The sequence below is a fragment of the Rhodococcus sp. NPDC049939 genome, assembly GCF_040656415.1.
Taxonomy (GTDB): domain Bacteria; phylum Actinomycetota; class Actinomycetes; order Mycobacteriales; family Mycobacteriaceae; genus Rhodococcus_F.
In genome coordinates, this window is the sequence record NZ_JBFAMC010000001.1 from 1,324,490 (window position 1) to 1,336,785 (window position 12,296).

Sequence of the window (12,296 nt, forward strand, 5' to 3'; positions counted from 1 at the left end):
GAACCGGCTAATCTTCGAGGGTGAGTGAATCGACCGAAGCCCCCACGCCGGCGCCGGCAGACGTACGCGAGCGGTGGAGCTCTCTGGCGGAGGAGGTGCGTGAGCACCAGTTCCGCTACTACGTCCGCGACGCGCCCACGATCTCCGACGGAGCGTTCGATGCGTTGTTGCGCGAACTGAGCGAGCTCGAGAACCGATACCCCGATTTGCGGACCCCGGACTCGCCGACACAACTCGTCGGGGGAGGTTTTTCGACCGATTTCGCTCCCGCCGACCACCTCGAGCGGATGCTGAGCCTCGACAATGTGTTCGACGAGGACGAACTTCGCGCCTGGATCGCCCGGGTCGAGCAGCAGACCGGACCCGATCTGCACTACCTGTGCGAGGTCAAGATCGACGGCGTCGCACTGAATCTCGTCTACGAGAACGGCCGGCTCGTGCGCGCCGCGACGAGGGGTGACGGCAGGACCGGCGAGGAAGTGACGCTCAACGCGCGGACCATCGCCGACATCCCGGAAACTCTCACCGGCACAGACGAATACCCCGTTCCGGCACTCCTCGAGGTCAGGGGTGAGGTGTTCTTCCGGCTCGAGGATTTCGCGGTACTGAACGCCACGCTCGTCGAAGAAGGCAAGGCGCCTTTTGCAAACCCTCGGAACTCCGCTGCCGGGTCGCTTCGCCAGAAGAACCCGGCTGTCACTGCTCGCCGTCGGCTCGGGATGATCTGCCACGGACTCGGCCGGACCGACGGGTTCGAGCCCGCGACGCAGCATGACGCGTACACCGCGCTCGCAGCTTGGGGTCTGCCGGTTTCTCCCCACACCGTGCGCGTTGCCGGAGCGGCCGCCGTCGTGGAGAGGGTGCAGTACTGGGGTGAGCACCGCCACGACGTGGAACACGAGATCGACGGCTTGGTCGTGAAGGTCGACGAGATGTCTCTGCGACGACGCTTGGGCTCGACGTCGCGAGCACCCCGCTGGGCGATCGCTTACAAGTATCCGCCGGAGGAGGCAACTACCAAACTGCTCGACATCCGGGTGAATGTGGGGCGAACGGGCCGGGTTACGCCGTTCGCCTACATGGAGCCCGTCACGGTCGCCGGCTCCACGGTCTCGCTCGCAACACTGCACAACAGTTCCGAGGTCAAACGAAAGGGTGTGCTCATCGGCGACACCGTGGTAGTGCGCAAGGCGGGGGATGTGATTCCCGAGGTTCTCGGGCCTGTGGTCGAGTCTCGAACCGGTGACGAGTACGAGTTCGTGATGCCGACTCATTGCCCGGAGTGCAACACGTTGCTCGCTCCTGCCAAGGAGGGCGACGCGGATATACGCTGCCCCAACCAGCAGTACTGCCCCGCACAACTGCGGGAGCGCGTGTTCCACGTGGCCGGCCGCGGAGCGTTCGACATCGAGGTGCTCGGCTACGAGGCGGCCACGAGCCTGCTCGAGGCGCGGGCGATCGGGGACGAGGGCGACCTGTTCTCGCTCACCGAGGACGATCTGCTGAAGACGTCGATCTTCCGCACCAAGGCCGGTGGGATGTCGGCCAATGGCCGACGACTCCTCGACAACCTCGAATCCGCGAAGGACAAACCACTGTGGCGGGTGCTGGTGGCACTGTCGATCCGGCATGTCGGTCCGACGGCGGCGCGGGCGCTGGCGAGCGAATTCGGTTCGCTCGAGCGAATCCGCACCAGCACCGTAGAAGAACTCGCGGCGGTCGACGGGGTCGGCGGAACCATCGCCGCAGCAGTTGCCGAATGGTTCGGAGTCGACTGGCATCAGGAGATAGTGCAAAAGTGGTCGACGGCCGGTGTTCGCATGGAAGACGAACGGGATGAATCCATTCCGCGCACACTCGAGGGGTTGTCGATAGTTGTCACCGGTTCTCTCGAGACGTTCTCTCGGGACGAGGCAAAGGAAGCGATCCTCGTCCGGGGCGGGAAGGCAGCGGGTTCGGTATCGAAGAAGACGGCCTTCGTCGTGGTCGGGGAATCGCCGGGTTCGAAGCACGACAAGGCAGTCGAACTCGGGGTGCCGGTCCTCGACGAGGAGGGATTTCACCAGCTACTCGCCGGCGGTCCGGAAGCGGTTACTCATTCGCAGATGTGACGGGAACCTCACATCCGAAGTTTGGGCGCGGTGAGCTCTCCTGACATAGTTCTGACCATGATCGAGATTCGGAATGCGACCCCGGAAGAGTACGAGGCCATCGCCGACCTCACGTTGATCGTGTATGTCGGTGGCGGATTCGTGGAGACACACTCTCCGTACGTCGACCAACTTCGCGATACGGCGGCACGCGCGGAGATGGCAGATATCAAGGTGGCCGTGATGGGGGATCAGATCGTGGGATCCGTGACGATCGCGGAACCGGGGTCGCCATATGCGGAAGTGGCAGAACCAGGTGAGCTCGAATTCCGGATGCTCGCCGTTTCACCTGAAGCCCGCAGTGCCGGGGTCGGCACGGCTCTGGTGCACGAGGTGTTGAAAACGGCCTACGATCGCGGCGACCGTGCCGTCGTGATCTCCACCATGCCGGATATGGCGGCGGCCCGCCGCATATACGACCGAGCCGGTTTCGCGCCGGTACCCGAACGCAACTGGGCACCGGTTCCAGGGGTCGAGCTGACAGTGCTGAAGTACGAGATCTCGTAGGCGCGTCGCACCTGACGCCGTTCAGCCCAGGACGGTCGCGATGATGCCTGCGAGGTAGCCGAGCCGGGCGATTTCGGATGGGCGGAATTCCGGTCCACCGGGTCGTCCGAGGATCAGCACGCGGCCGGTGGTTCCGAGGGGAGCAGCCGCGAGCGCGGTGTCCAGCTCACGCCATGCCGGTGGTACCCAGTCGTCGGTGGCGTCGAGCGCGGTGGGCTTGTCGAGCGGCATCCACGGTATGTCGGCGGCCTGGGTCTCCGGTGCTCCCGAGCTACCGACCACTCGGTATACGCCGTGTCGGCCGATATCGGCCACTGTGGACCAGCCGACCCGGAATACGCGCGGCGCGCCGTCGACGAGCACTTGCAACCGGTCGTCCTTAGCGGTGGCGACCTGGTCGATCAGCTCGAGATCCCTGTGGGTGTCGAGGAGTCCTGAGTAGGGGCGGATGGAGTCGACGCTGACATCCGGCAGGTTCTCGGCCGCTGTGATGAGAGTGTCGGGAAGAGCTCCCGGCTCGACATCGACCACCAGGTCGTCGACGGCGAATCCGGCACCCCGTTCCACGACGTCGAACGACAGGATGTCGGCACCCACCGAACCGAGCGCCGTGGCGAGCGCGCCGAGGCTCCCGGGTCGGTCGGGAAGCTCGACGCGAAGCAGATACGACACGTGCCTCCCTTTCGCTCCGAGACGGACGCGGCAATACCCGCACCCCGTCACTGACCATCCTTACACTTGCTTTGGTCGACCATGCGGCCTCCCCGTCGGCTCTACCTAGTCATCGACGGGGCTCGGTGGTTGCGCACTGTTCGCGCCACCGATGGCAGGTTGCGGCGCTGGCTGCATGACCAATCGGGCAACGCTCTAGGCTGGGACGGTCATTGTGTACGTCCGAACCGAAGGAGGCCTGCGGTGCCTGCCATCTCCCGTGACGAGGTCGCGCACCTCGCGCGGCTGTCTCGACTCGCTCTGACCGATGCCGAACTCGACGAGTTCGCCGGTCAGTTGGACTCGATACTCAGCCACGTGAAGGTGGTCACCGAGGTGCCGGCCGAGGATGTTCCGCCTATGGCGAATCCGAACGCGGTCACCAACGTGACCCGTCCCGACTCGATTGTTCCGGGCCTTACTCCTGAGCAGGCACTGTCCGGCGCTCCCGCCGTGGAACAGGATCGCTTCGCCGTACCGCAGATTCTGGGAGAGGGCGAATGAGCGCCGAACTGACCACTCTCGACGCAGCAGATCTTGCGTCGAAGATCCACAGCCGAGAGGTGTCGTCCGTCGAGGTCACCCAGGCGCATCTGGACCGGATCACCGAAGTCGACGGTGAACTCGGCGCCTTTCTGCACGTTGCCGGCGAGCAGGCCCTCGTGTCGGCCAAGGCCGTCGACAGCAGCCTCGCCGCCGGTGACGACCCGGCCTCACCGCTGGCCGGCGTGCCACTGGCGCTCAAAGACATCTTCACCACCACGGATATGCCCACCACGTGCGCCTCGAAAATTCTCGAGGGGTGGATCGCGCCGTACGACGCCACGCTTACCGGCAAGCTTCGAGGCGCTGGGATCCCGATCCTCGGCAAGACCAACCTCGACGAGTTCGCGATGGGCTCGTCCACGGAGAACTCGGCTTACGGCCCGACCCGCAATCCGTGGGACACCACGCGTATCCCGGGCGGATCGGGTGGTGGTAGCGCCGCAGCGCTCGCGTCCCGGCAAGCCCCGATCGCGATAGGAACCGATACCGGCGGATCGATCCGTCAGCCCGCGGCCGTCACCGCAACGGTCGGCGCCAAGCCCACCTACGGCACGGTCTCCCGATTCGGCCTCGTCGCATGTGCCTCATCACTCGATCAGGGTGGTCCCTGCGGTCGTACGGTCCTCGATACGGCGCTACTGCACGAGGTCATCGCCGGCCACGACCCACGCGACTCGACCTCGATCGACACCCCGGTCCGCCCGGTGGTCGCAGCTGCGCGTGAGGGTGCCGGGGGAAACCTGAAGGGTGTGAAGGTGGGTGTGGTCAAGGAACTGCACTCCGATAGCTATCAGCCCGGTGTGATCGCGTCGTTCGATGCGGCCGTCGCTCAGCTCACCGAACTGGGCGCCGAAGTTGTCGAGGTATCGTGTCCGAACTTCGAGTACGCGCTCGCGTCGTACTACCTGATCTTGCCGAGTGAGGTTTCATCCAACCTCGCCCGTTTCGATGCGATGCGCTACGGATTGCGGGTCGACGAAGGCGGTATGAGCGCCGATCAAGTAATGGCCGCGACGCGAGCCGCAGGTTTCGGCCCCGAGGTCAAGCGCCGCATCATGATCGGTACTTACGCGTTGTCTGCGGGGTACTACGACGCCTACTACGGCCAGGCTCTCAAGGTGCGGACGCTCATCGCCCGCGACTTCGACAGGGCCTACGAGAAGGTTGACGTCCTGGTCTCGCCGACCAGTCCGTTCACCGCATGGAAACTGGGGGAGAAGGTGGGCGACCCGCTCGCGATGTACCTCTCGGACCTGTGCACTCTGCCGACGAACCTGGCGGGCCACTGCGCGATGTCGGTTCCGTCCGGACTCTCCGCCGACGACGGTCTGCCGGTCGGTCTGCAAATCATGGCGCCCGCGTTGGCCGATGAGCGGTTGTACCGGGTCGGTGCCGCATACGAGGCTGCTCGTGGTCCCGTAGGGTTGCCGAGCTAGCCCGAACGGATTGCGGGATCAGGCGCAGTCGGGCAACGCGGTGCCCTGTTCGGTCCCGTACCGATGTCCGTGTCCGGGTGAGAAGTTCAACGCGGATATGAGGTCGATACTCGTCTGCAGAAACGTGATTCCCGGAATCCACTGGGGTAGCGGTGCATCGAGGTGTGCGGACGAGAGATCTGGACGGTGCAAGATCAGGTCGGGGGACCACCACACCACCGGATCCGAGGTGTTCGCGAGCACAGTGGCGCCGTTCGTCGAGACGGATCTGGCGGGCGGTCCTGCCCACAGGGCGCCGCACACCTGTCGTCCCCTCTCGCCGGAGTCCGCGAAAATGGAGCTACCGCCGACTGATCCGAGACTTTGTCCGTAGACGTAAAGTGCCGGACGGGGCCTGTCGGCCGGCAGGTCGTCTATCCGGTTTGCAATTGCGTCGAACAGCGCTTTCGCCGATTCGTCTGCTGCGGAACGGCTGAACAAGAAAGTCATCCAACTCGGAAGGTGCGAGTACTGCATCCCGACTGTCGCGACGTCCCCGCCGAAACGCTCCTCGAATCCGTCGACGGCCTTCTCGTCGATCCAGCCCGAGCCTGTCGGGATGGCGACGACGATGGCGGACCTCGAGAATCCGTCGACCCGTTCGAGCTCGGATACGGCTAGTGCTGCGCGTGATTCGACGTTCGGTGCCGAGTTCACGCCGACGTAGGTGCGAATACCGGGTGAGTGGGCGCCGGCAGCGATGAAGCGCCGCCCCTGACGTCCGAGCGATTCCCAGGTAATTGCGGATTCGGGGCTTCCCGACAGTGCGCCCGACATCGGCCGCTGGAGCGACACATCGACGACGGCGTCGGAGTCGCTGTAGGAGCGGGCCGTCATCGCCCACAGTGCTGGTCCGGCGACCAGCTGGATCACGGTCCCGAGAACGACTGCGGTGGCCGCGCTGCCGATCCAGCCCAGGCGTCGGGCGACCGCGGCGACTGCGCTTCCGAAACCGACGACGGTAACGAATGTCACTGTGGTCCAAGCGATAGCCTGCATCCAGTACACAGGCCCGATGGCAGGCAAGCCCATGGCTGCACGCAACGAATCCTGCCAATGGTCGGCGAGGATCATCATCCAGCTCACGGCGATCATCGATCCGATCAGAGTCAGGACCTGGGCCGACTCGCGCGGAGCAATTTGGCGCGAGTGCCTGATGAGCCCTACCAATGTGCGGCCGATGACTACGATGCCGAGACCGACGGCTGCGAGAACGCCGCTGAACACCGCCTGTGTCAAGACATCGCGGGGTAGGAGCGACGGTGCGAGCGACGCAAGCGTTGGGGCTGTGACAGCGATCGTGGTGGACACGCGGGGGAGTGCGGGGATCGGAATCTGTGCGGCACCCACTAGACGTGCCAACGATGCTGTGACCCGCGAATAGCGAGGCTCGGCAGCATATCTGGGGTCAGCCAGGATACCGGTGGTCATGCTGGGACCCCACCTACTCGTGGACGGTGGCGCGTCATCCACGCCACACTGGCCAGTATCGCCACTGAACTGCCGGCAAGCGCATAGCTCGGCCAGGGTTCGGTGATCGGAGTCGAATAGCCCTGCCGCCAACTATTTCCGGCAACAGCTGCAGTCGCTACATTCGCCATCACGAAACATTGCGCTCTGGTCTGCTCGTCGATGCGGTCCTCACATGCGGTGCGCATCCGCTGATCGAGTTGAGCATCGAGGCTCTTGCGTGCCCACGGGCCCAATTCGGCACCAGAATGTGACGCGTAGCGGAGGAGGTCGTAGCCGAGATCGTGTGCCTTGCAAGAGGTGTCGAATTCGGCTGGCAGCGGCACCGGGGACGAACACTCCCCGCTCGGATTGGCCATGATCCCGTCGATTCGCAGCGGTGTATAGCCCATTACGGAATCGAAGTCCGCCGGAAGGAAGTGGTCGGCGGGATCATCGGGTGAGGTCAGCGCGCGCACTGCCGCCGACGCGATGGCGTCCTCGTGCCGAGGCGTGTCGGCGGCGCCGGTGAATCCGGTCGTGGTCAGTAGTGCTGTCGCCGCAAGAACCAGCGCGGTCCGAGTCGTTCTGGATTTCCTCGTCGTTGGCATGAGGCCGACGCTATGAACGAGGTTTGCACAGCCACATCACCCTGGAGTCCGGTTCGGTGCCTCTCCTCGAGGGGGCGGGGGAGTGGTGTCTCATACCTGGGAGCTATGTGAACATCGACCCAGAGTGTGAGGACATGCCGTGACCGCGGATTTTAGTGTCGACGGTGTGAACGTGAAGACGCGCGGTCGAAGAGTCGCGAGAGACCAATGGTTGAATGCGGCGATTGTCCTGGTCACAGCGATCCTGTTTGCAGTGGCTTGGCCCACATTGCACCTGACCCATCAGGTCAGCCCTCCCCTCCAACCGATCGTCGCGGCACTTGCGGCGTTCCCGTTCCTGCTGATCCGGGTGAATCCAGCGCTGGCATGGGCGGTGTCTGCTGTATCGGCTCTCGTGATTCCGCGGGTCTTTGCGCTGCAGGGGGGTTACGACTATCCGTGGCAGGTGGTTCACATCCTGGTTTTGCTCGTGCTGCTGGCCGCGGTCAGTATGCGGGCGGCTCTTCCGGTCGTGATTGTGGTGTGGATCTCGACGGTGGCATTGTTTCTCGCCGACTCACCAGGGGGTGATGGCCTCGGCTGGGCGGTCGGCCTGACGGCGATCGTCGGGTTCGGATTGCTCGTCCACTGGCTCGTGCTGTCGCGGCGGCAACTCGCGCGCCAGGAGGAGTTGAGCGAGCTCGAACGAACCAGGCGGACGGTTCTCGAGGAGAAGGCAAGGATCGCGCGCGATCTGCACGATGTGGTGGCGCACAACATGTCATTGGTCGTCGTGCAGGCGCAGAGCGCGCCGTACCGAATTGCCGGTATGTCGGACGAGACGCGCGCGGAGTTCGAATCGATCGGCGCCGCAGGCCGCGCCGCCCTCAACGAGGTGCGTGGACTGCTCGGTGTGCTGCGCAGCGATGGGCAAACCGCCGAGCACGAACCTCAGCCGGGGGCCCACCAGATCGGCGAACTGCTCGAGAGCAGCCGCAGGGCAGGAATCCCGGTCGTGTGGAACGTCGAGGGAGAGCCGAGCCGGCTGTCGGAGTCCGTCGGTCTCGTGATGTACCGAATTCTCCAGGAGTCTCTGGCCAATGCGGCGAGGCACGCACCCGGTGCGGAGGTGCTCGTCGATATCTCGTACTCGAATCCGGCGACGCTCTCGGTCGTCAACGGCTCGTCACCGGGAGCTGCTGCCATCCCAATCGTGGAATCGTCAGGTGGGCACGGGATCATCGGAATGCGGGAACGCGCGCTCGCGGTTGGTGGGGTCCTCGTCGCCGGGCCGCGCGAAAGCGGTGGGTTCGAGGTGAGTGCGACGTTCGTGCCTTCCCCGAATCTTCCGTCCATCTCGGCGTAGACAGGCCCCTGCACCTTTTGGTGGCCGAGAAACCCTACTCCGAAACGCTTGGTCAGCACCCGGTGACTCGAGGATGATCAACGCTAGTCTTGCGGCGTGGCTATCACCGTTTTCATCGCCGACGACCAGGCCATGGTCCGGCAGGGCTTCGGAGCCCTCCTCGCATCGCAGCCCGACATCAGCGTCATCGGTGACGCTCCCAACGGCGCGGTGGCGGTGAGCGAGGTGAGGCGCCTGCGTCCGGACGTCGTGTTGATGGACGTCCGAATGCCGGAAATGAACGGTCTCGACGCCGCTCGCATCATCCTCTCAGCGGGGTTCGATCCACCGGTGCGGGTGCTGATGCTCACGACCTTCGATGTCGACGACTATGTTTACGAGGCGCTGGGCATCGGGGCCAGTGGGTTCATGCTCAAGGACGCTCCCGCGGACGAGTTGATCCGCGCGGTACGGGTTGTCGCGGACGGGGAGGCGCTTCTCGCACCAACGGTTACCCGGCGGCTGATCGCCGATGTGACCCGTCGCCGTAGTTCGTCGCGCCTGGAGACGACCGCAATCTCCGCACTGACACCGCGCGAGCGCGAGGTGCTCGAACTCATCGCCCGAGGCATGTCGAATGCTGAAATCGCAGAAAAGCTGTTCGTCGCCGAGCAAACCGTCAAGACGCACGTCGGCAAGGTGCTGTCGAAACTGAACCTCCGGGACCGCGCACAGGCGGTGGTGCTGGCATACGAAAGTGGTCTCGTCACCCCGGGCTGACAGTCGTCGGCTTGCCGTCCGAGATGCCCGAAACGCTGTGGGGCGGCAATATGAACAGGGGAACGATGAACAGGACAGTCATCAACATCATCACAGGAAGAGGGTGTCTGGATGCGGATCGGAATCCTCACAGGCGGCGGCGACTGCCCCGGACTCAACGCGGTAATCAGGGCGGTGGTGCGAACAGCGGAAGGGCGGTATCGCAGCTCGGTGGTCGGATTCCGAGACGGATGGCGAGGGCTGCTCGAGGACCGCAAGGTCGAACTGTCCAATGACGACAGGATGGACCGCATTCTGACCCGCGGCGGCACCATCCTCGGCACTGCGCGAGTGAATCCGGGGAAGCTCGAGGCTGGGCTCGACCAGATCAAGCAGACACTCGACAGCAGCGGAATCGACGTCCTCATTCCGATCGGAGGCGAGGGCACACTCACCGCCGCGAGTTGGCTCTCCGACAGTGGTGTACCCGTGATCGGCGTACCGAAGACAATCGACAACGACATCGACTGTACCGACGTGACGTTCGGCTTCGATACGGCGATTTCCATCGCCACCGATGCGATCGACCGTCTGCACACCACCGCCGAATCGCACCAGCGGGTGATGCTCGTGGAGGTGATGGGCAGGCATGCTGGCTGGATTGCGCTGAATTCGGGCCTCGCGAGCGGCGCGCATCTCACCCTCGTGCCCGAGGTCCCGTTCGACGTGGCCGAGGTGTGCTCGCTCATCAAGGCGAGATTCGAGCGGGGCGATTCGCACTTCATCTGCGTCATCGCGGAGGGCGCCGCTCCGACTCCCGAGTCGATGGCCCTGCGCGAAGGTGGTATCGACGAGTACGGGCACAAGCGGTTCACCGGGGTCGCGCAGCAGGTGGGCGTCGAGATCGAACGCCGCATCGGCAAGGAGGTGCGGACGACGGTTCTCGGGTATGTCCAGCGTGGTGGCACTCCCACCCCGTTCGACCGGGTACTCGCGACCAGGTTCGGAGTGCACGCCACCGATGCGGCGCACAGGGGCGATTTCGGCAACATGGTCGCGATGCACGGAACCAAGATCGATCTGGTCCCGCTCGCGGACGCCACGCGACGGCTGAAGACGGTGCCCCGACAACGGTACGACGAGGTGTCTGCGTTCTTCGGCTGACCGAGTTTTCGGTGATGGATCTGCCCGCATAAACTCTCGGGTATGACTGCTGTCGACGCTCCGGGCCTCCTCGAGTACAACGATGTGCTTGCCAAGTACGAGCCGGTTCTCGGCATGGAGGTGCACGTAGAACTCGGCACCGATACCAAGATGTTCTGCCCGTGCCCCACGGAGTTCGGCGCCGAGCCGAATACACAGGTTTGCCCCGTGTGCCTGGGCCTGCCGGGGGCGATGCCGGTCGTGAACGCGGCGGCCGTGGAGTCGGCGATCCGCATCGGGCTGGCTTTGAATTGCTCGATCACGCCTTGGGGCCGGTTCGCGCGGAAGAACTACTTCTACCCGGATCAACCCAAGAACTACCAGATTTCTCAGTACGACGAGCCGATCGCCACCGATGGCTACCTCGACGTCGTCCTCGACGACGGCAGCACGTGGCGGGTGGAGATCGAGCGTGCGCACATGGAGGAGGACACCGGCAAGTCATTGCACGTCGGTGGTGCGACCGGGCGCATCCACGGTGCCAGCCACTCCCTGCTCGACTACAACCGGGCAGGTGTGCCGCTGGTGGAGATCGTGACCAAGCCGATCGTCGGCGCCGGTGAACGTGCTCCTGAGGTGGCTCGCGCCTACGTCACCGCGCTGCGCGATCTGCTGAAGGCGCTCGAGGTCTCGGACGTCCGCATGGATCAGGGCTCGATGCGCTGCGACTCCAACGTGTCGCTGATGCCGATCGGTGCCTCCGAGTTCGGTACCCGGACCGAGACCAAGAACGTCAACTCGCTCAAGAGCGTCGAGGCGGCGGTCCGGTACGAGATGCGCCGCCAGGCCGCGGTTCTCGAGGCGGGCGGAAAAGTGATCCAGGAGACGCGGCACTTCCAGGAATCGGACGGCACCACGTCACCGGGTCGCCGCAAGGAGACGGCCGAAGACTACCGCTACTTCCCAGAGCCCGATCTCGAACCGGTTGCACCCAGTGCCGAGTGGATCGAAGAACTGCGGGCCACTCTCCCCGAGTTACCGTGGGTCCGCCGCGCGCGGATTCAGGCCGACTGGGGCGTTTCCGACGAGGTAATGCGCGACCTGGTCAATTCCGGAGCCCTCGACCTGGTAATCGCCACGACTGAATCCGGTGCGGAACCGGAAGCCGCGCGGTCGTGGTGGGTGTCGTACCTGGCTCAGCAGGCGAACACCCGCGGCGTGGAGTTGGCCGAGCTTCCGATATCGCCCGCCCAGGTCGCGCAGGTGATTTCGCTGATCGACAGCGGGAAGCTGAACAACAAGATGGCCAGGCAGGTGGTGGATTACGTTCTCGCCGGAGAGGGTGATCCGGAGCAGGTCGTCGCGAACCGTCCCGAGTTGGTCGTCGAACGCGACGACACGAAGCTCAAAGCGGCCGTCGACGAAGCTCTGGCCGCGAACCCCGACATCGCCGAGAAGATTCGCGGGGGCAAGATCGCGGCTGCGGGCAAGATCGTCGGAGACGTCATGAAGGCCACTCGCGGCCAGGCCGATCCTGCCCGCGTCAAGGAACTCGTCGTCGAAGCCTGCAGCTAGACATCCTTCTTCCCGAACGGGACGATTTGCTCGGATCGACTGGACG

11 protein-coding genes are annotated in these 12,296 nt (G+C 64.6%); 8 read left to right on the top strand and 3 right to left on the bottom strand.

The features are described 5' to 3' along the window. Positions 1-20 precede the first annotated feature (20 nt). A complete protein-coding gene (gene ligA, locus AB0I57_RS06070; protein ID WP_358331223.1) occupies positions 21-2,111 on the top strand; it encodes an NAD-dependent DNA ligase LigA in 2,091 nt (696 codons plus the stop codon). Between the two features lie 57 nt (positions 2,112-2,168). Beyond that, positions 2,169-2,657, top strand: coding sequence for a GNAT family N-acetyltransferase (locus AB0I57_RS06075; RefSeq protein ID WP_358331225.1), 489 nt, complete (start codon positions 2,169-2,171; stop codon positions 2,655-2,657). A gap of 21 nt (positions 2,658-2,678) precedes the next feature. Here the strand turns inward: AB0I57_RS06075 and AB0I57_RS06080 are convergent, their stop codons facing one another. Then, on the bottom strand, positions 2,679-3,329 hold the full coding sequence (locus AB0I57_RS06080) for an ACT domain-containing protein (protein ID WP_358331228.1): 651 nt from the start codon (positions 3,327-3,329) through the stop codon (positions 2,679-2,681). Positions 3,330-3,572: 243 nt separating this feature from the next. Here AB0I57_RS06080 and gatC point away from each other — a divergent pair, with 243 nt between their 5' ends. Beyond that, positions 3,573-3,872 (top strand): Asp-tRNA(Asn)/Glu-tRNA(Gln) amidotransferase subunit GatC, encoded by a 300-nt coding sequence (gene gatC, locus AB0I57_RS06085; RefSeq protein ID WP_358331231.1) that lies wholly within the window; start codon positions 3,573-3,575, stop codon positions 3,870-3,872. After that, complete coding sequence (gene gatA, locus AB0I57_RS06090) at positions 3,869-5,350, top strand: Asp-tRNA(Asn)/Glu-tRNA(Gln) amidotransferase subunit GatA (RefSeq protein WP_358331234.1); 1,482 nt, start codon at positions 3,869-3,871, stop codon at positions 5,348-5,350. The genes gatC and gatA overlap by 4 nt, the downstream gene beginning before the upstream one ends. 18 nt (positions 5,351-5,368) lie before the next feature. Here the strand turns inward: gatA and AB0I57_RS06095 are convergent, their stop codons facing one another. Both AB0I57_RS06095 and AB0I57_RS06100 read right to left on the bottom strand, forming a co-directional pair. Continuing rightward, complete coding sequence (locus AB0I57_RS06095; protein ID WP_358331237.1) at positions 5,369-6,820, bottom strand: alpha/beta-hydrolase family protein; 1,452 nt, start codon at positions 6,818-6,820, stop codon at positions 5,369-5,371. Next, positions 6,817-7,449: a hypothetical protein gene (locus AB0I57_RS06100; protein WP_358331240.1), complete on the bottom strand. Its 633-nt coding sequence runs from the start codon at positions 7,447-7,449 to the stop codon at positions 6,817-6,819. The genes AB0I57_RS06095 and AB0I57_RS06100 overlap by 4 nt, the downstream gene beginning before the upstream one ends. 139 nt (positions 7,450-7,588) lie before the next feature. On the opposite strand from AB0I57_RS06100, the gene AB0I57_RS06105 reads away from it, so the two are divergent. From AB0I57_RS06105 to gatB, 4 genes are all read left to right on the top strand, one after another. Continuing rightward, positions 7,589-8,794 carry a histidine kinase gene (locus AB0I57_RS06105; protein ID WP_358331243.1) on the top strand — a complete coding sequence of 402 codons (1,206 nt, stop codon included), beginning with the start codon at positions 7,589-7,591 and terminating at the stop codon, positions 8,792-8,794. A gap of 96 nt (positions 8,795-8,890) precedes the next feature. Beyond that, a complete protein-coding gene (locus AB0I57_RS06110) occupies positions 8,891-9,553 on the top strand; it encodes a response regulator transcription factor (protein WP_358331246.1) in 663 nt (220 codons plus the stop codon). Between the two features lie 111 nt (positions 9,554-9,664). Beyond that, positions 9,665-10,696, top strand: a complete 1,032-nt coding sequence (locus AB0I57_RS06115) for an ATP-dependent 6-phosphofructokinase (RefSeq protein WP_358331249.1) — start codon at positions 9,665-9,667, stop codon at positions 10,694-10,696. Positions 10,697-10,738: 42 nt separating this feature from the next. Continuing rightward, the gene (gene gatB, locus AB0I57_RS06120) at positions 10,739-12,250 is read left to right on the top strand and encodes an Asp-tRNA(Asn)/Glu-tRNA(Gln) amidotransferase subunit GatB (RefSeq protein WP_358331252.1); all 1,512 of its coding nucleotides are present in this window, start codon (positions 10,739-10,741) and stop codon (positions 12,248-12,250) included. The last annotated feature ends 46 nt before the right edge of the window (positions 12,251-12,296 follow it).

Coding starts and splice junctions, on each gene's coding strand:
- AB0I57_RS06095 (WP_358331237.1), bottom strand. CDS start 6,820: ATGACCACCGGTATCCTGGCTGACCCCAGATATGCTGCCGAGCCTCGC.
- AB0I57_RS06075 (WP_358331225.1), top strand. CDS start 2,169: ATGATCGAGATTCGGAATGCGACCCCGGAAGAGTACGAGGCCATCGCC.
- AB0I57_RS06115 (WP_358331249.1), top strand. CDS start 9,665: ATGCGGATCGGAATCCTCACAGGCGGCGGCGACTGCCCCGGACTCAAC.
- gatA (WP_358331234.1), top strand. CDS start 3,869: ATGAGCGCCGAACTGACCACTCTCGACGCAGCAGATCTTGCGTCGAAG.
- AB0I57_RS06100 (WP_358331240.1), bottom strand. CDS start 7,449: ATGCCAACGACGAGGAAATCCAGAACGACTCGGACCGCGCTGGTTCTT.
- gatB (WP_358331252.1), top strand. CDS start 10,739: ATGACTGCTGTCGACGCTCCGGGCCTCCTCGAGTACAACGATGTGCTT.